This is a genomic window from Streptomyces sp. NPDC002463 (assembly GCF_042889835.1).
Taxonomy (GTDB): Bacteria; Actinomycetota; Actinomycetes; order Streptomycetales; family Streptomycetaceae; genus Streptomyces; species Streptomyces nymphaeiformis.
Genome location: NZ_JBIARL010000006.1, coordinates 27433 through 45039 on the forward strand (window position 1 = coordinate 27433; position 17607 = coordinate 45039).

Annotated in this window: 18 protein-coding genes; 14 read left to right on the forward strand and 4 right to left on the reverse strand. The window is 74.2% G+C overall.

Translation table 11 applies throughout. The features are described 5' to 3' along the window. Positions 1 to 42 precede the first annotated feature (42 nt). The 5 genes from ACFYX3_RS14125 (at position 43) to ACFYX3_RS14145 (ending at position 3013) form a co-directional block, all read left to right on the forward strand. On the forward strand, positions 43 to 312 hold the full coding sequence (locus ACFYX3_RS14125) for a hypothetical protein (protein ID WP_389012466.1): 270 nt from the start codon (positions 43 to 45) through the stop codon (positions 310 to 312). A 43-nt stretch (positions 313 to 355) separates the two neighbouring features. Then, complete coding sequence (locus ACFYX3_RS14130) at positions 356 to 1936, forward strand: phage tail sheath family protein (RefSeq protein ID WP_389012469.1); 1581 nt, start codon at positions 356 to 358, stop codon at positions 1934 to 1936. 62 nt (positions 1937 to 1998) lie between these two features. Beyond that, a complete protein-coding gene (locus ACFYX3_RS14135; protein WP_030693830.1) occupies positions 1999 to 2442 on the forward strand; it encodes a phage tail protein in 444 nt (147 codons plus the stop codon). After that, the gene (locus ACFYX3_RS14140) at positions 2442 to 2864 is read left to right on the forward strand and encodes a hypothetical protein (protein ID WP_116163167.1); all 423 of its coding nucleotides are present in this window, start codon (positions 2442 to 2444) and stop codon (positions 2862 to 2864) included. Before ACFYX3_RS14135 ends, ACFYX3_RS14140 begins: the two co-directional genes overlap by 1 nt. Then, positions 2861 to 3013 (forward strand): DUF6760 family protein, encoded by a 153-nt coding sequence (locus ACFYX3_RS14145; RefSeq protein WP_167346856.1) that lies wholly within the window; start codon positions 2861 to 2863, stop codon positions 3011 to 3013. Before ACFYX3_RS14140 ends, ACFYX3_RS14145 begins: the two co-directional genes overlap by 4 nt. A gap of 1136 nt (positions 3014 to 4149) precedes the next feature. Here ACFYX3_RS14145 and ACFYX3_RS14150 read toward each other — a convergent pair. After that, a complete protein-coding gene (locus ACFYX3_RS14150) occupies positions 4150 to 4662 on the reverse strand; it encodes a hypothetical protein (protein ID WP_389012474.1) in 513 nt (170 codons plus the stop codon). 553 nt (positions 4663 to 5215) lie between these two features. Here ACFYX3_RS14150 and ACFYX3_RS14155 point away from each other — a divergent pair. The 7 genes from ACFYX3_RS14155 to ACFYX3_RS14185 are packed head-to-tail and all read left to right on the forward strand — an operon-like array spanning position 5216 to position 11855. Continuing rightward, a complete protein-coding gene (locus tag ACFYX3_RS14155; RefSeq protein ID WP_389012477.1) occupies positions 5216 to 5848 on the forward strand; it encodes a hypothetical protein in 633 nt (210 codons plus the stop codon). 36 nt (positions 5849 to 5884) lie between these two features. Then, positions 5885 to 6322 carry a phage tail protein gene (locus tag ACFYX3_RS14160; protein WP_189801457.1) on the forward strand — a complete coding sequence of 146 codons (438 nt, stop codon included), beginning with the start codon at positions 5885 to 5887 and terminating at the stop codon, positions 6320 to 6322. Position 6323: 1 nt separating this feature from the next. After that, on the forward strand, positions 6324 to 7064 hold the full coding sequence (locus tag ACFYX3_RS14165; protein ID WP_376588131.1) for a LysM peptidoglycan-binding domain-containing protein: 741 nt from the start codon (positions 6324 to 6326) through the stop codon (positions 7062 to 7064). Next, complete coding sequence (locus ACFYX3_RS14170; RefSeq protein WP_389012481.1) at positions 7061 to 8875, forward strand: VgrG-related protein; 1815 nt, start codon at positions 7061 to 7063, stop codon at positions 8873 to 8875. The genes ACFYX3_RS14165 and ACFYX3_RS14170 overlap by 4 nt, the downstream gene beginning before the upstream one ends. 16 nt (positions 8876 to 8891) lie before the next feature. Next, a complete protein-coding gene (locus ACFYX3_RS14175; RefSeq protein ID WP_376588127.1) occupies positions 8892 to 9290 on the forward strand; it encodes a GPW/gp25 family protein in 399 nt (132 codons plus the stop codon). A gap of 10 nt (positions 9291 to 9300) precedes the next feature. Continuing rightward, a complete protein-coding gene (locus tag ACFYX3_RS14180) occupies positions 9301 to 11289 on the forward strand; it encodes a putative baseplate assembly protein (protein WP_376588125.1) in 1989 nt (662 codons plus the stop codon). Further along, positions 11286 to 11855, forward strand: coding sequence for a phage tail protein (locus ACFYX3_RS14185; protein ID WP_116163152.1), 570 nt, complete (start codon positions 11286 to 11288; stop codon positions 11853 to 11855). Before ACFYX3_RS14180 ends, ACFYX3_RS14185 begins: the two co-directional genes overlap by 4 nt. Here the strand turns inward: ACFYX3_RS14185 and ACFYX3_RS14190 are convergent. Next, entirely contained in the window at positions 11812 to 12282 is a 471-nt protein-coding gene (locus ACFYX3_RS14190; RefSeq protein WP_389012485.1) for a hypothetical protein, read from the reverse strand. The two genes, ACFYX3_RS14185 and ACFYX3_RS14190, sit on opposite strands and share 44 nt — an antisense overlap. Positions 12283 to 12334: 52 nt before the next feature. Here ACFYX3_RS14190 and ACFYX3_RS14195 point away from each other — a divergent pair, with 52 nt between their 5' ends. Then, positions 12335 to 13216, forward strand: coding sequence for an NADase-type glycan-binding domain-containing protein (locus ACFYX3_RS14195; protein ID WP_389012488.1), 882 nt, complete (start codon positions 12335 to 12337; stop codon positions 13214 to 13216). A gap of 73 nt (positions 13217 to 13289) precedes the next feature. On the opposite strand, the gene ACFYX3_RS14200 is transcribed toward ACFYX3_RS14195, so the two are convergent. Continuing rightward, positions 13290 to 15323 carry a calcium-binding protein gene (locus tag ACFYX3_RS14200; RefSeq protein ID WP_389012491.1) on the reverse strand — a complete coding sequence of 678 codons (2034 nt, stop codon included), beginning with the start codon at positions 15321 to 15323 and terminating at the stop codon, positions 13290 to 13292. A gap of 272 nt (positions 15324 to 15595) precedes the next feature. On the opposite strand from ACFYX3_RS14200, the gene thpR reads away from it, so the two are divergent. Continuing rightward, positions 15596 to 16234, forward strand: a complete 639-nt coding sequence (gene thpR, locus ACFYX3_RS14205) for an RNA 2',3'-cyclic phosphodiesterase (protein ID WP_389012494.1) — start codon at positions 15596 to 15598, stop codon at positions 16232 to 16234. On the opposite strand, the gene ACFYX3_RS14210 is transcribed toward thpR, so the two are convergent. After that, positions 16195 to 17118: a GNAT family N-acetyltransferase gene (locus ACFYX3_RS14210; protein WP_389012497.1), complete on the reverse strand. Its 924-nt coding sequence runs from the start codon at positions 17116 to 17118 to the stop codon at positions 16195 to 16197. The genes thpR and ACFYX3_RS14210 overlap by 40 nt on opposite strands. Between the last annotated feature and the right edge of the window lie 489 nt (positions 17119 to 17607).

Below are 17607 nucleotides of genomic sequence, written 5' to 3' on the forward strand. Positions count from 1 at the left end.
TCATCGTTCGGCCGAGGTCCACGAGGGAAGGGGAGGGCGAGCATGATGGAGTCGACGCCCCGCGACAAGCCGGGAGCGGACCGGAGCGACCGCCCGGTCACGCGTCCTGCCCGGGAGTCCCTGCCGGCGGACCTGCCGCGGCTCGCCGCGACCGGCGGGACGGCACACCTGGCCGTGAACCAGAGCCAGAACGTGCAGGACGGAAAGACCGGCCCCCTCGCGGCCACCGACATCGAGACGCACATCCAGCGGGGCCTCGGGATCACGCTGCACAAGTCCGGCGACGCCGTCCACCCGCTCAGGAACCCCTGACCGCCCCCGCACGCCCCACCCTCTCCGAAGGAGCAGTCTCCGCATGCCCACCTACCTGTCCCCCGGCGTCTACGTCGAGGAAGTCGCCAGTGGCTCCCGGCCCATCGAGGGCGTCGGGACCTCCGTCGCCGCCTTCGTCGGACTGTCGCCGGCCGGACCGCTGAACGAGCCGGTGCTCGTCACCAACTGGTCGCAGTACGTCGCGTCGTTCGGTGACTTCACGGACGGGTACTACCTCGCCCACTCCGTGTACGGCTTCTTCAACAACGGCGGCACCGCCGCGTACGTGGTGCGCGTGGGCGGCGGGGACTCCCAGGGCGCCACGGAGCCCGTCGGGGCGGCCGCCGCCGCGCCGCGCGAGCTCGTCGCCGGTGAGGCCGTCGCACTCGGCACCTTCCGGGTCGCGGCCATCGCCGCCGGGTCCGAGGCGGGCGGGGCTCTCACCGTCGAGGTGCAGGACGTCGAGGGCGAGGCCGAGCGGTTCAAGCTGGTCGTCAAGGACGGCGAGAAGGTCGTCGAGAGCTTCGACGCCTCCGCGAAGAAGAGCGCTCGCAACTACGTCGTCGCGCAGGTCAAGCAGCGCTCCAAGACCATCGTCCTGGAGGAGGCCGTGGCCGGCGGGCAGCTCGCCAGGCCCGACGCGCAGACCATCACCCTCGCTCCGCCCGCGCAGGCCCCCGCCCCGGTCGCGGTACGCGCCGATGCTCCCGCCGCCATGGAGTCCGGGCAGTTCATCGGCGACTCCGCCGACCGCACCGGCTTCGGCGGTCTCGAGGCCTTCGACGAGATCAACATGGTCGCCGTGCCGGACCTGATGGCCGCCTACCAGCAGGGGCTCATCGACCTGGAGCAGGTCAAGGCCGTCCAGCTCGGCCTGATCGCGCACTGCGAGCTGATGGGCGACCGGATGGCGATCCTGGACCCGCCGCCGGGGATGAACGCCCGGGACATCCGCAAGTGGCGTCAGGAGACCGCCGGTTACGACTCCCGGTACGCGGCGCTCTACTACCCGTGGATCAAGTCGTTCGACCCGGCCGGCGGCCAGACCCGTACGGTGCCGCCGTCGGGTCACATGGCCGGCGTCTGGGCCCGCAACGACGCCGAGCGCGGTGTCCACAAGGCGCCCGCCAACGAGATCGTGCGCGGCGCGGTCGACCTGGAGCTCCAGATCACGCGCGGCGAGCAGGACCTGCTCAATCCGATCGGCGTCAACTGCATCCGCGCCTTCCCGGGCCGTGGCATCCGGGTGTGGGGCGCGCGGACGCTGGCCTCCGACCCGGCCTGGCGGTACCTGAACGTCCGCCGCTACTTCAACTACCTCGAGGAGTCGATCCTCGTCGGGACGCAGTGGGTGGTCTTCGAGCCCAACGACCAGTCGCTGTGGGCCCGTATCCGCCGCAACATCTCCGCGTTCCTGGTCAACGAGTGGCGCCAGGGCGCCCTGTTCGGCCAGCGCGCCGAGGACGCCTTCTACGTGAAGTGCGACGCGGAGACCAACCCGCCGGAGTCGGTGGACCTCGGCCGGGTGGTCTGCGAGATCGGCATCGCGCCCGTGAAGCCGGCGGAGTTCGTGGTCTTCCGGCTCTCGCAGTTCCAGGGCGGCGGCGGCGAGCTGGAGGAGTAGTCCCCGCCCTGCCCAGCCCCGCCCGTACCCCTTCCCACCCCTCATGAACAGGAGTGACCCGCATGTCCCTCGACACCGGTGACGCCCTCACCACCCACAATTTCGGCCTGCAGATCGACGGCGTCATGGTCGAGACCCTGCAGGAGATCAGCGGCCTCACGATGGAGCAGGACGTCATCGAGTTCCAGCAGGTCTCGGCGGACGGCAAGCCCATCATCAAGAAGCTTCCCGGCGTGAAGAAGGCCGGCGAGTGCACGGTGACCCGCGGCGCCACGCAGTCCGCCGCCTTCACCGAGTGGATCTCCGCCTCCATCGCCGGCGACATGGGCTCGGCCCGCAAGGACGCGTCCATCATCTTCCTCGACTACCAGCTGACCGAGGTGAAGCGGTACAACCTCCGCAACGCCTGGTGCACCAAGGTCGAGCTGAGCTCCACCAAGGCCGGTGACGCGGCCGCCCTGACCGAGCAGGTCACCATCACCTTCGAAGAGCTGACGCTCGGCTGATGCGACGCGAAGGATCGGCGGGGGCGGCGCAGTCGGACCGCCAACAGGAGCCGCTGCGCACCGAGTTCGAGTTCGAGCTGCCGCGCGGATTCGTCGACGAGGCGGGCACCGTGCACCGGCACGGGGCGATGCGGCTGGCCACGGCCCGGGACGAGCTGCTGCCGCTGCGGGACATCCGGGTCCGCGAGAACCCGGCCTACCTGTCCGTGGTGCTGCTCGGCCGGGTCATCACCCGGCTCGGCACGCTCCCGTCGGTCCACGACGGGACGGTGGAGAACATGTTCGCCTCCGACCTGGCGTTCCTCCAGGACTTCTACCGGCAGATCAACGCGGAGGGCCACACCAGGGCCGCCGTCGCCTGCCCGCACTGCGAGGAGTCCTTCGAGGTCGAGCTGGCCGGGAGCCGCCTGGGGGAATCGTGACGTACGCGGCCGACCGGATCGAGGAGGAGACCGCGTACCTCGCCTTCCACTTCCACTGGGGCATGGACGACATCCTCGACCTGGAACACGCGGACCGGCGCAGGTACGTGGCACAGGTGGCCTCGCTGGTGGAGCGGTCGCAGGCGTAAGAGCGGTACGGGGAAAGGAGGTTGGAGAGGATGGGCATGTTCGAGAAGTGGCGGGCGCGGAGGTCGTCCGGGGCACAGTCCGTGACGGAGCCGGTCACGGAGTCCGCAGCGCCCGCGACGGCGCCGGGGGACGCGTGGCTCGGGCTGCCGCCCGTGCAGCGCGTCCTCGACGGGACTCCCCGCACCATCGCGTCGCACGGCTTCGCCGCGTCGCTCGCCACCCAATGGAACCCCTCCTTCCAGACCGACCTCGGCCACGGCGCGGTCCCGGACGCGCCCGGAGGCGTACTCCTCGACGCGGTACGCCCCGTCCGCCCGCCGTCCGGCACCCCGGCCCCGGAACTCCCGGGCCTGCGACTGCCGGTGGCGGGACAGCCTGCGGCCGGTGCCGCCTCGTCGCCGATCCAGCGCGCACCCGAGGCCCGTGCCGGACGGAGCGGGCAGACGTCCCGACGGGGCCGGAACGAGACGGCTGCGGCCGGGGTTCGGACTGATGGAGTCGCCGGGGTCTCGGCCGCCACTGGGCCCGCGCGGGTACGGGGTGAGGGGACGGCTCCCGTACGGGGTCGGGCGGCGGCTCCGGAACGGGGCGCCGCGACCGGTGGCTCCACTTCTCCGGCTCGGGGCGAAACGGCGATTCCCGTACGGGGTCAGGCGACCGCGCCCGCTCAGCGGGAGGCCTCCACGCCAGGGCGAGGCAACTCGTCGGCTCCGGCCCGGAGTAGGGCGGCCGGCCAGACCGAGGGCCGCACGACTCCGGTACGGGACCAGGCGTCCGTCCGGGCACGGGGTGGGGCCGCCGGCCCGACCGAGGGCGGCACGGCTCCCGCACCGGGTGCGGCTGCGGCCCCGGTAAAGGGTCCCGCGTCCACCCCGGCACACAGAAGGGCCGCCGGCCCGGCCGAGGGCGGCACGGCTCCCGCACCGCATCAGAAAGCGGCCCCGGTACAGCGCGCGGCGTCCGCCCCGGCACGGGGCAACGCGGCTTCACCGGCACGGGCTGACGCATCCGCCCCCGTACGGAGCGACGCGGCTGCTTCTTCGGTGCGGGGTGAAGCGACCGCCCCGGTTCGCGGCCACTCGGCCGCCCCGCAGCAGAGCGGCAGCACCCCGCCCGTGTCCCGTCCCCAGGCGGTTCAGCGTGCCGCCGCGACCGCCCCGGTCCGGTCTGCCGCGCCTTCCCGGCGCGAGGCCGTCGACACCCCGCGCGCGGCGACGCCTGCTGCGGGTGCCACGCCCTCCGGGCCCGTCCGGCCCGCACCCGCGCGACGCTCGCCGCTGGTCTCCGCCCGGCCCGTACAGCCTCCGCGCCGCCTGGCTCCGGCCGGTGCCGCGAAGCCGTCCGCGGCACCCGCTCCCACCACCCCTGCCGGTGCGACACCCATGGTCGTCGCACCCGACAACGCCGCGCCGGAGGCCTCGCGCCCCGGGCGGCCCCAGAACGTCCCGGGCCCTGGTTCCCCCACCGGGCCCGGGACTCCCGTCGGCACGCCCGACACTCCGGTGCAGCGCCGTCCTCCCGTACGGCGTTCGCGTCGCGCGCCGGGGGCCGACTGGAGCACGGCGACGACCACACCGTCGCCGGCCCAGTCGACCCCGGCCGCGCCGGCGACCTCGGCAGCCCCGGCCGCTCCGGCACCCCCGGCCAAGGCGGTGACCCCAGCCCCTTCGGCATCCCCGGCGGCACCTGCAACCCCAATCGCTCCGGCATCCCCGGCGACTCCAGCGATTCCAGCCGCTCCGGCCGTCCAGGCCGCTCCCTCGCACCCGGGTGCTCCCGCAGCCCCGCCCGCCAAGGTCGCCCCAAACGGTCCCGCCGCCCCGGCCACCCCGGGCACTCCTGCCACCCCCTCACCCCGAACGAACCCCGCACCCACCACCGCGTCCCTCCCCCCGGCACACCCCGGGAACCCGGTCGCTCCGACCCCCCGGGCGTCCGAGCCGCACCGCGCCCCCGCAACACCTCCGGTCCGGCCGGGCCTCGGCGCGCCCGTCCAGCGCTCCCTCACCGACTCGCCCACGCCTCGGACCAAACCCGCACCACGCAGGTCCCCGATCGGGGCGCCGGTCACTCCGCCCCCCGCCACCCCGGCCCCGGCACCGGCACCGGCACCGGCACCGGCACCGACACCCGTTCGCCCCACCCCAGCGCCCTCCCAGCCCCCAGCCACCACCGCAACGCCCCACCCGGTCGAACCGCCCGTGGCCCCGGCCGCTCCGGTACGGGCCGCCCCTCTCCCGGTCGTCACCGTCACCGACCTCCCCCGCGCCACCGCACCCGCCGTCCAGCGGCGTTCCGCCCGCCCGCTCGCCACCACCCGGCCGCTCGCTCCGAGCGTCCCGGGGACTGCGAGCGCGCCCGCCGGCACGCCTCCCCCGGCAACCGTCCCGCTCTCACGCCCGGCCCCTCCCCCGGCGACCGCCCCCCTCTCCCGCCCGGCCCCACCGCCCGCCGGCACCGCCGTCCAGCGTTCCGTCGTGCCCCTCGCCTCGCCGGCCGTGGCGCGGCCGACCGCCCGGCCGGTGGTCGTGCAGCGCCAGAGCAGCCCCGCTCCCGCGCCGCCCGCTCCCGCGCCGGCACCTCCCGTCCCGATCCAGCCGACCGCCGCCGCTGCCCCACCCCGACCCGACCCCCGCACCGCCACGGTCGCCCGTACCGCGACCGTCTCACCGCCCGCGCGGCAGCCCACCACCGAGACGGCTCCCGCACCCGAATCGCCCACGCATCTGGACGAGTTGGCCCGGCGTCTCGTCACGCCCCTCTCGCGTCTGCTGCGCGCCGAGCTCCGTGCCGACCGCGAGCGGGTGGGCCGGCTCCGCGACCACGGCCACTAGCAAGCACCCCCGATCCGTCTACCGAGAGACCCGCCCATGCCCACGCAGCTGGACCCCGCATCCACCGTCTTCTTCAAGCTCACGATCGACGGCCAGGACCTCGGCCTGTTCAACGGCTGCGACGGCCTGTCCTCCGAGGTGGAGGTGGAGCAGCGCCGGGAGGGCGGAAACAACGGCTTCGTGTGGCAGCTCCCCACCCGGGTGACCTTCTCCACCATCCGCCTCACCCGTCCCCTCACCCCGGACACGGCGAAGGTCGCCGCCTGGATCTCGTCGCTCGCGACGGGCATCACGCGCCCGACGGCGCAGATCGCGGCGCTGCGCGCGGACGGCTCGACGGTCGCGCAGTGGGGGCTCGTCGAGGTGCTGCCGGTGCGGTGGACGGGGCCGACGCTGGACCCGGCCAGTCCGGCCGTCGCCACCGAGACCCTTGAGATCGCGCACCACGGTTTCACCGACGCGGGGGGCGCCTGAGATGGCCGGGATCATGGGCGCTCTGGCGGCCCGGGGACTGTCGCGTGCCTCGCTCGCCGTCCATCAGCCGCCGACGGACCTCGGCGGCTCGATGGGCGGGCGGATCGGCGAGGTGAAGTTCCAGTTCAACCCGGACCAGTTGGAGCTGAGCCGGTCGGCGAACTGGCACACCGAGCCGGCCGTCGCGTACACCCGTGGCGCGCCGCCGAAGTTCACCGGCAGCGAGCCCGCCCGGCTCCAGCTGGAGGTGTTCCTGGACCGGTCGGACGATCCGTCGTCGAACGACGTGCTGCAGCAGGTGGAGCTCCTGCTGTCCTGCTGCGAGGTGACCCAGCAGAGCATCGGCGCGAAGGCGCCGTCGCCGCCGTGGGTGGAGTTCTCGTGGGGGTCGTTCTCGACGGTGCGGTTCGTCGCGTACGTGACTTCTGTAGCCGCGACGTACACCCTCTTCAGTCCGAGTGGCATCCCGATCCGCGCCACCTGTTCCCTCTCGCTCACCGAGGTCGCCACCGCGACCAAGAAGCAGAACCCGACGTCCGGCGCGCTGTCGGCCCGCAAGGCGCACCGCACGGTCGCCGGGGACTCGCTCGCCTCGCTGGCCTGGCGGGAGTACGGCGACGCGACGCGCTGGCGGGTCATCGCGGAGGCGAACGGCATCGACGATCCGATGCGGTTGCGCCCGGGCACGGAACTGCTGCTCCCGTCCACCACCGACATGCCGGAGACCGAGGGCGCCTCATGAGCGAGAAGACCTTCACCACCGTCCTCCACGTGCAGCTCGACGGCACGCCGCTCCCGGACCCGCTGGCGGTCCGGCTGACGGAGGGCTGGGTGGACGCCAGTGTCAACGTCCCGTCCGCGTTCCAGCTGACCTTCAGCGACAAGGACGGGACGCTCACCGAGAAGTTCCCCTATCTGAAGGTGGGGGCGATGGCGGTGCTGTCCCCGTTCACCGACGGGCGTCTCGGCGAGCCCATGCTGACCGGTGAGGTGACCGCCGTGGAGGTGGACGCGGCGCCGGGGCACGGGCGCTATCTGATCCTGCGGGGCTACGACCCGGGGCACCGGCTGCTGCGCAACCGTCGGGTCGAGGGCTACCCGAACATGACGGCGTCCGACATCGTCCGGAAGCTCGCCGCGCTCAACCGCATCCCGCTCGGGAAGGTCGAGGCGACGCCCACGGTCTACGAGTTGGCCACCCAGCCCAACATCACGGACTGGGACTTCCTGTCCCGGCTGGCCCGGGAGAACGACGTCCGGCTCTCGGTCGACGCGGCGGGCCGGCTCGGCTTCGCAGCGCTGCCGCCGGCCTCCTCTGCGCCCGCCGACACCACGCCGGCCGCGGCCAGCCCGTACGTCCTGGACTTCGGCGCGAACACGCTGCACAGCCGGGTGTCGGTGACGGCCGCCGGGCAGGTGGGGAGGGTGGACGTGCGGGGCTGGGATCCCCGTACGAAGCAGGCGCTGTCCTCGCCGACGCCCGCCGTGGCAAGTCGGGACATCGTCTCGGACATCACTCCGGCGCAGCTGTCGGCGCCGTTCGGCGCGGCCGAACTCACCGCCACCGGGACGCCGTTCACGACGCAGGCGGAGGTGACGCAGGCGGCGGCCGCGCTCGCCGACGACGTCACCGGTTCGTTCGCGGAGGTGGAGGTCGCCGTCACCGGCAATCCGTCGCTGAAGCCGGGGCAACCGGTGGCCGTGAAGGGCGCGGGGTTCCCGTTCGAGGGGCGTTACACCGCGACCGGGGTGCGTCATGTCTTCGCGTCGGGGCGGCAGTTCACCACGTGGCTGACCGTTTCGGGGCGGCAGTTCCGGTCGCTGTACGGGACGGCCTCGGGCGGCGGGGAGCCGGCGCCGCCCATGCCGGGCGTCGCGGTCGCGCTGGTCACCAACACCAAGGATCCGCTGTCGCTCGGCCGGGTCAGGCTGCGCTTCCCGTGGCTGTCGGCGACGTACGAGAGCGGCTGGTGCCGGGTCGCCCAGCTCGGTGGGCGCGGCGGCGGGGGTCTCGTGCTGCCCGAGGTGGACGACGAGGTGCTGTGCGCCTTCGACCGGGGCTCTCTAGAACATCCGTACGTTCTGGCGGGGTTGTACAACGGCGTCGACCGGCACACCCCGGCCACGGACCGGGTCGCGCCCGTCGATCCGACGAGCGGCCGGGTGCAGTGGCGTGCGCTGACCTCGCGCACCGGGCACACCGTGGAGCTGCGCGAGGAGGGCGGCCGGACGCGCGCCTCGCACGGCATCCGGCTGCGGACGTCGAAGGGCGGGCTGAGCGTCGAGCTGAACGAGGCCCGCACGACGCTGACCATCGACAGCGACGGCACGGTCACGATCAGCGGGGCCCGGGGGGTCACGGTGGAGTCGGGGACCGATCTGACGCTCTCGGCGACGGGTCGGATCCGGCTGAACGCGGGGCTCGGCGTGGACATCAAGGCCGGGGCGAAGTTCAAGGTCTCCGCGCTGACCCAGGCCGTCGTCAACGCGCCGGCGTTCGTGACGTCGACCGTCCCGATGCCCAACCCCGTCGCGGCGAACCTGCCGTTCTGAGCAGAAGGAGGAGGCCATGAGTGAGCACTTCGTCGGTGCGGGCTGGGGCTTTCCCCTGCGCACCGGGCCGAGCGGCTCCATCGCCCTGGTCCGGCGCGACCGCGAGATCGAGGAGTCGATGCGCCTGGTGCTTGCGACGGCGCCGGGCGAGCGGCCGATGCGGCCCGAATTCGGCTGTGCCGTCCACGAGCTGGTGTTCGCCCCGGTCAACGACGCGACGATGGGCCGGGTCCGGTACGAGGTGATGTCCTCGCTCGACCGCTGGGAGCCGCGGATCGAGGTGGAGGACGTCACGGTCGCCCCCGCGCCCGGGGAGCCGACCACCCTGTACATCGACATCCGCTACCGGGTGCGCGGCGCGAACAACCCGCGCAACCTCGTCTTCCCCTTCTACGTCATCCCCTCCGAGGACTGAAAGAGCCGCCATGGCCCTGCCCGCACCCCATCTCGACGACCGCCGCTTTCAGCAGTTCGTCGACGACGCCAAGCGCTACATCCAGCAGGCGTGCCCCGAGTGGACCGACCACAACGTGTCCGATCCGGGCGTCACCCTGGTCGAGGCCGTCGCGCACATGGCGGACCAGCTCGTCTACCGGCTCAACCGGGTCCCGGAGAAGAACCACCTGGCCTTCCTCGACCTGCTCGGCGTGACGCTCTTCCCGCCCGCCGCCGCCCACGCCGACATCACCTTCCGGCTCTCCGCGCCGCAGCCCGAGCCGGTGCTGCTGCCCACCGGTACGGAGGTGTCCACGGGGCGTACGGAGACGGAGGAGGCGGTCGTCTTCGCGACGACGGCCGATCTGACCGTCGTGCCCTGCGAGTTGACCCGGCTGCTGCGGCAGGAGGCCGGGGGAACGCCCGAGGACCGGTCGCAGGACATCGTGGGCGGGGAGGACGTCCCGGCCTTCTCCCCGCTGCCGCGCGTCGGCGACGCGCTGCTGCTCGGGCTCTCGGCGGCCGTGCCGGACTGTGTGCTCGTCCTCGACCTGGACAGCCGGGTGGACGGCGTCGGCGTGGACCCGCGCCGCCCTCCGCTGCTGTGGGAGGCCTGGTCGGCGGCGGAGGGCTGGGTCGCGTGCGAGGTCGACGAGGACTCCACGGGCGGGCTCAACCGGCCGGGCGAGGTGGTGCTGCACATGCCGTCCGGGCACGCGGTCTCGCGGCTCGGCGGGCACGAGGCGGGCTGGGTGCGCTGCCGGGTCGTGGAGCCGGTCGAGGGTCTGCCGTCGTACAGCGAGTCGCCGACCGTACGGGCGGCGGCGGCGTTCACCATCGGCGGTACGGTGCGGGCGGCGCACGCCGAGGCCGTGCGGGACGAGCGTCTGGGCGAGTCCGAGGGCGTCCCGGGCCAGCGGGTCCGGCTCGCGCACGCCCCGGTCGTGGACCGGCCGCCGCTGCTCCTCCAGGTCGCCGAGCGGGCGGACGCCGGCGGGGACGAGGAGGACCCGGAGGCGGGCTGGCAGGAGTGGACCCCCGTCCGCGACTTCGCCTCCTCGCGCCCCGGCGACCGGCACTACACCCTGGACGCGACGACCGGCGAGATCGCCTTCGGCCCGTCCGTACGCCAACCGGACGGCACGCTGCGGCAGTTCGGTGCCGTACCGCCGAAGGGCGCGGCGATCCGCGCGGTCCGGTACGGCACCGGCGGCGGCCGGGCGGGGAACGTGGCCCGCTCCACGATCACCGTGCTTCGCAGCTCCATCCCGTACATCGCGCGCGTCGAGAACCGCGAGGCGGCGCGGGGCGGGGTGGACGGGGAGACCGTCGAGGAGGCCAAGTCCCGCGCGCCCGTGACCCTGCGCGCGCAGGAACGGGCCGTCACCGCCCGCGACTACGAGGAGCTGGCCCGGCGGGCCGCACCCGAGGCCGCGCGGATCTCCTGCCTGGCGGCGGACGCGGCCGAGGCGGGCGACAACGCGGTCCGCGTCCTGGTGGTGCCGCAGGCGGTGCCGGACCGGGGCGGGCGGCTGCGCTTCGAGCAGCTCGTCCCCGGCGACGAACTCCTCTCCCGGGTCACGGGTTTCCTCGACGAGCGGCGGCCCCTGGGCACACGGCTCGCCGTCGGCCCGCCGTTCTACCAGGGCGTGACGGTGGTCGCGACGCTGCACTCGTTCCGGGCGGCCGAGGCGGAACGGGTGCGCGCCGAGGCGCTCGACACGCTGTACGCGTACCTGGACCCGCTGACCGGCGGCGCGCACGGCGAGGGCTGGCCGTTCGGGCGCCCGCTGCGCGCCGGGGAGGTCTTCGCGGCGCTCCAGCGGGTGCCGGGCGTGGAGCTGGTGGACGAGGTGCTGCTGCACCCGGCGGATCCGCTGACCGGCCGGCGGGGTGAGGCGACGGACCGGATCGAACTGGCGCCGTCCGCGCTGCTGTTCCCGTTCGACCACCGCGTCCGTGTGATCGAGGCGCGGTGACCGGCTCCTCACGGGGTACGGTCCCGGGCCTCGCGACCCCGTACCCGCTGGGGGCGGCGCTGCCCGCCGTCTACGCGGAGGACGACTTCGGGCAGCGGTTCGTCTCCGGCCTGGACGTCGTCCTCGCTCCCCTGTTCAACGTCCTCGACTCGCTGGAGGCGTACTTCACGCCTTCTCTGGCCCCCGCCGACTTCGTGGACTACCTGGCGACCTGGGTGGGCGCGGAGCTGGACGGCAGCGAGCCGCTGCCGCTGCGCCGCCACGCGGTCGCCTCGGCCGTGGCGCTGCACCGGGTCCGGGGCACCCGGCAGGGGCTCGCTGCGGCGGTGCGGCTCGCCTTCGGGGTCGCCCCGGAGATCACCGAGAGCGGCGGCGCGAGCTGGTCCGCCCGCCCGCTCGGCCCGTTCCCCGGGGCGCCCGTGGCCGGTCTGCACGTCGTCCTGCGGGTCGCCGATCCCGCCTCGGTCGATCCGCACCGGCTGCGGGCGGTCGTGGCCGCGGCCCGCCCGGCGCACCTGCCGTTCACCGTCGCGGTGACCACTTCCCGTACAGCAGAAGGAGCATGACCCCCATGAGTGACGCGCCCCAGTCCCGTCCCTGCCCGGACTGCGCGAGCCCGGTGCGGACGGCGGACCAGTCGTTCTGCGACAGTTGCGGAGCGTTCCTGCGCTGGGACACCCCGGCCGGAGCGGCGCGGCCCGCGGAGCGGTCCGCCCCTGGACCGGGCCGTGCGCCGGAACCGGCCGGGGCGTCCGGCGAGGCGCCGGAGACCTCCGCCGCGCCTGCCGGGTCCGCGCCGGAGGCCGGTTCCCCTGCCGGGTCGGAGGAGGTGACCGCCCCGCTGCCCGCCGTACCTGCGTCCGCCGAGGCGCCCGTGCCCGTACCGGAGGCGAGGACGGGGTCCGGGGAGCCGGAGCCCGAGGAACCCGGCTCCGTGAGGCCGGCGCCCGAAGAGCCGGCGCCCGGACGCCCGACGGCATCGACGACACCCACCGCACCGGGCGAACCGACCGCACCGGCGGCCGCGACGGCTCCGGATGCGCAGATGACCCCGCCCGCCCCGGCCGCCCCGGCCACCGGCCGGCCCTCGGACACCGTCGCGCGCTCCCTCCTCGTTCCGGTCCCCGAATCCCGGCCCGTGGAGCCGGCCGTCGCCGCTCCCGTGCTCCCCGCGCGTCCGGAGGCGGCGCGTCCGGCGGTGCGGGCCGCCGCGGCGCCCGCCCCCGTCGAGGGCGGCACCCCGTGCCCGGCCTGCTCGCTGGCCAATACGCCGGGCCGTCACTTCTGCCGTTTCTGCGCGACCCCCATGGTCCCGGAGCAACTCTCCACGGCCGAGGGCCCGTACGCCGGCCGACGGCCCGGTCTCGCCCGCGACCGGAGCCGCGTGCTCGTCCGGGCGCTGGTCGCCGCGGCGGTCGTGGCCGTGGTGGTCGGCGGCGTCTTCGGCGGCCCGCCGGCCGCCCGCGCGGTGCAGGACCACTTCGCCACGCGCGTCCCGGTGCACCCGGTCGCCTGGCTGGCCTCGCATTCCGCGCCGAAGCAGGACCCGAAGCTGGCGGGCGACGGCTACTCGAACACCTGGTGGGGCACGGGGTACGCGGGCGACTCGGCGGGCCAGTACCTGGAGGCGCGTTTCGCCGAGCCGACCGATCTGCTCAGCGTGCTCATCACCCCCGGCAGTTCGAAGAACACGACCCAGGCGGACGGGCAGGCCACCCCGCAGACCTTCGACCTCGTGGTGAAGGACGCCGCGGGCGAACTCCACGTCTCGCACCACCGCATCGACGACGGCGGGACCCAGCGCGTCGACGTGCGCGTCCGGGACGCCCTGTCGGTCCAGCTGGTCCTCCGCACGGCCTGGCGCGCCGACCCGCGCAAGCAGGTGGCCATCGCCGAGCTGGAGTTCTTCGGCAGGTCCGTCTCCTGAGCACAGCCGTACGGACGCGGGAGTGCCGTCGGCGCGCACGGCGCCGACGGCACTCGTCGGGAGGAGGAAGGGGTCAGGGGCAGCTGATGCGGGTGTCGCCCGGGTCGGTGGTGCAGGTGTCGGTGCCGGGACCGCCGTTGGCGGTGTCGTTGCCGGAGGTCCCGTCGGTGGTGGTGAGGCGGTCGTTGCCGTAGTAGCCGGTCAGGGTGTCGTTGCCCGGGCCGCCGTTCATGGTGTCGTCGCCGAAGCCGCCGTCGAGGTTGTCGTTGCCGAAGTTGCCGTAGACGGTGTCGTTGCCGTAACCGGCACGGATGGTGTCGTTGCCGCCGAGGCCGCAGATGACGTCGTTGGCGTAGCCGCCGTTCAGGGTGTCGGCGCCGCTGGTGCCGATGACGGTGCAGCCGCGGGCGTTGTTGACCGTGGTGGTGGCGGTGGCCGTGTTGCCGGTGGTCACCGGGTCCGGCTGGGTGGCGCTGACGCCGGCCGTGTCCGTGAGGGTGCCGGTGGCGCGGGGTTCGGCCGTCACCGTGACCGTCGCGCTCGCGCCGGGGGCGAGGGAGCCGAGGGCGCAGTTGGCGGTCGTGGCGGTGGTGGTGCAGGTGCCCTGCGAGGGGACCGCCGAGATGAGTGTCCCGCCGGCGCCGGAGAGCGTGTCGGTCAGCGTGACGCCGGTCGCGGTGGCGGTGGAGGACGCGGCGTTGGTGACGGTCACCGTGTACGTGGCACGGTCGCCGATGCTCACGGTGGTCGTACCGGACTTGGTCACCGACAGGTCGGCGTACGGCGGGGGCGGGGGCGTGCCGCCTCCCTCGTAGCGGGCGAGGGCGAACTGGAAGCCCGCTCCGTAGCCGGCCGCGACGATCTTGCCGTCCGGCTGGACGAGTACCCCGCGGGCCTCGTCGAAGTCGTTGAAGCCGGTGACCACGAAGCCGTTGTGGCCGAAGCCCGTGTCGACGGTGCCGTTCGTCTGGAAGCGGACCAGGCCGAAGTCGTTGGCCTCGGAGCTGCTGGGGTCGTCGGCCCGGCCGGCGAGCACGATCCTGCCGTCCTGCTGGAGCGCCATCGCGTACGCGAGGCCGCCGTCGCCCGGGAAGGCGACCGAGGTGCGCCCGCCCGTGCCGAATCCGGCGTCGGGGGTGCCGTCGGCGTTGTAGCGGAGCAGGGCGTAGCCGGAGCCGCCGGAGCCCGCGGCGAGGATCTTGCCGTCGGGCTGCACCGCGGCGGCGTTGCCGAACTCGGTGCCTCCGAAGTCGGCGGTGGCCATGCCGTCGCCGCTGAAGGTGGTGTCGAGGGTGCCGTTGCTGTTGTAGCGGGCCACACCGATGTCGAAGGCGGTGTTGCCCACGTAGCCGACGGAGACGATCTTGCCGCCGGGGTAGAGGGCCAGGCTCCGGGCGATGCCGCCGGCATCCTGCGGGGAGGTGGGCGTGAAGCCCGCGACCACGGCCCCGTCGCCGCCGAGGCCGGGGTCGAGGTGCCCGTTGGTGTCGACGCGGACGAGGGCGAAACCGCCGCCGGCGCCCTTGCCCGCGGCGATGATCTTGCCGTCGGGCTGTACGGCGACGTCGGAGCCGTCCGCCGAGCCGCCGAACTCGTCGACGCGCACCAGGCCACCGGTGCCGAAGCCCGTGTCCAGGCTGCCGTCGGTGTTGTAGCGGGCCAGGGAGAAGAAGCAGCAGCCTCCGCCCTCCTCCGCGACCACCTCGGTGGTGCCCGCCACGACGATCTTGCCGTCGGAGGGCTGGATCGCCACGGCGTTGGCCGAGTGGGAGCCGCCGCCGAAGTCGCTGGTCACCGTGCCGCCACTGAAGGTGGTGTCGAGGCTGCCGTCGGTGTTGTAGCGGGCGAGCGCGAAGCCGCCCTGGCTCGCGCCCACCACGACCAGCTTGCCGTCGGCCTGCCGTGCGACGTCGTGGCCCTCCGCGGAGTCGGTGATGGGGGTCGTCACCCGGCCTCCGTCCCCGAAGGCCGGATCGAGGTCGCCGGGGGCCGCGAAGGCCGTGCCGGGCAGGGCGAGGACGAGCGCGAGCCCGAGCGCGACCGGTGCCGCGGCCCTCCCGCCCGGTCTGCGGCGCCGTACCGCGGGTCTGAGAAGTGTGTGGGTCATGGGTGGACGAACCTCCGTCTTCGCAGGTGAACAGGGAACGGCCGCCAGCTTCGGGCCGTGGCCCCGCGCGTCCGCGCCGACCGTGCCGCACTGCGCCCCACTGGCCCCCGGTGAACCACCCCCGCGGGGGAGCGCGCGGGGGTGGTTCACCGGCCGGGGGCGCCTCTGATGCGGTGTCGCCGGGGTGGTCCCCGGCGGCCGTCGAGGAAGGCCCACCGCGTACCCTCGCCAGCGACGGTGGTGGCGGACAGACGGTGGGCAGGGAACGGACGATGGCTGAGGCGGCCGGGCAGGGTACGGAGCCGACGACGGCCCCCGCGGAGTCCGGTGACCTGGACAGGGCGCGGGCCGCGACGGTGCGGGTGTTCGTCGCACTGGCGCCGCCCGACGACGCGAAGGACGAGCTGGCGCGCGAGCTGGGACCCGCGTACGAGGCGTACCCCCGTCTGCGGTGGAACCGGATCGAGGACTGGCACATCACCCTGGCGTTCCTCGGGGAGCTCCCGGTGGAGACCGTTCCCCTCCTGCGGCCTCCGCTGGCGGAGATCGCGGCGGCGCGGCGCCCGCTGGAGCTGGCGCTGCGCGGTGGCGGGCACTTCGACGACCGGGTGCTGTGGAGCGGCATCGACGGCGACCTCGACGGTCTGCACCGGCTCGCCACGGAGGTGCGGACCGTCGTGAAGGAGTGCGGGATCCCCTTCGAGGACCGGCCGCTGCGTCCCCATCTGACGCTCGCCCGGGCCCGCCGCGACGATCAGGCCTCCGTCCTGGAGGTGGCCGGCGGGCTGGCCGGCTTCACCGGCCGCCGGTGGGCCACCGAGCGTCTCCATCTCGTCGGCAGCAACTACGGCCGCGGTCCCGGTCCGATCCGCTATCGCGACATCGAGTCCTGGTCCTTCGCCCGGCGGTAGCCGAGAGTGCGGCACTCGACGGTGAAGCCGAGGGAGCCGTACAGCTTCGCGGCCGGGAGGTTCTCGGCGTCGTGGTTGACCGTCACGCGCCGGAGACCGAGCTCGGCCATGCGCCGCATGGACTCGGTCATGACCGCCCCGGCCAGGCCCAGGCGGCGGAAGGCCTCATGGGTGCCGACGGGCTCGAAGTGCCCCAGACCGTTGAGCCGGTCGGCCCAGAAGACGGTGTAGGCGCCGATGCGTCCGTCCGGGGCCTGGGCCACGATCTCGCGCGCCGGGTCGTACCCGGGCCTGGTCATCATGCCGTCCCGGTAGGCCGTGCCCGTCCAGTCGGAGCCGAAGGAGGCGTTGCGCGCCTCGGCCAGGGCCTCGGCGTCGTCGAGGGTGGCCGGGCGGACGGTGAATCCGTCGGGCAGCACGACGGGGGGCAGATCGGTCAGGTCGCGGGTGTTCACGTCGTCCCAGACCCGGAAGCGGGTGAAGCCCAGTTCGTTCAGCAGCCGCGCGCGGGTCGTGTCGGTCTCGAAGAGGTCGGTGAGGACGTGCGCCTCGTCCTCCGCCATGTGCCGGGTGGTGGTGCCGGCGGCGAAGGTCAGCATCGCGCGCTCGGTGTCGGTGCCACGCAGTTCCGGCGCGCAGAAGACGTCGAAGGCCGCGCCGAACCGCAGGCAGATGGTGACGCCTCCGAGCCGGCCGTCGTCCTCGTGCTCCCAGACGTGCACGAGGTCGCCGACGGACGGGCGGCCGCGCAGGTTGTCGTACACGCGGTGCGGCAGCTCGCCCACGTGGTCGTAGGCGTCACGGCCGGCGGTGGCGATCCACTCCGCCACGGTCTCCTGGAGGCGGGGCATGTCGGAATCGAGGAACGGCCGAGGCGAGAACATGATCGTCTTATATCGGGGCCGATCGGGCCGGTACAAGCAGGTTTCCGCCGGGTGGGGTGCGTCGGTCACCCGCGTGCGACCGGGTCGCGCGCCCTCCGTACGACTTCACGCTCCGGCGGACGGCGCAAGCGTCGCCGGGCCGTGATCACCATGATCGATAACGTGACGCCCGGCGCGTGACCTCGCGTCTGAGCGGCCTCGCGTACGAGGGAGGCACCGAGGGCGGGGACGGGGTGAACGCCCTGATCGTGCACGACGACAAGAGGTCCGGGCAGCCACGGATCTCCCGGATCGCCTCCGCCGTGGTCACCCCGCTCACGTGGGAGGGCGCGGAGCCCGTCGATCGGCGAGGGCGACGACTTCGAGGGCGTCGCGCTCGTCTCAGAGAAGGCAAGCTCGCCGCGCTCCGGGCGGACCGGGGTGCCGGCGCGGGACGGCCCGCCACCCCGTACGCCGCATCGCTGACGTTCGCGCCGTGGGGTCGGCCCC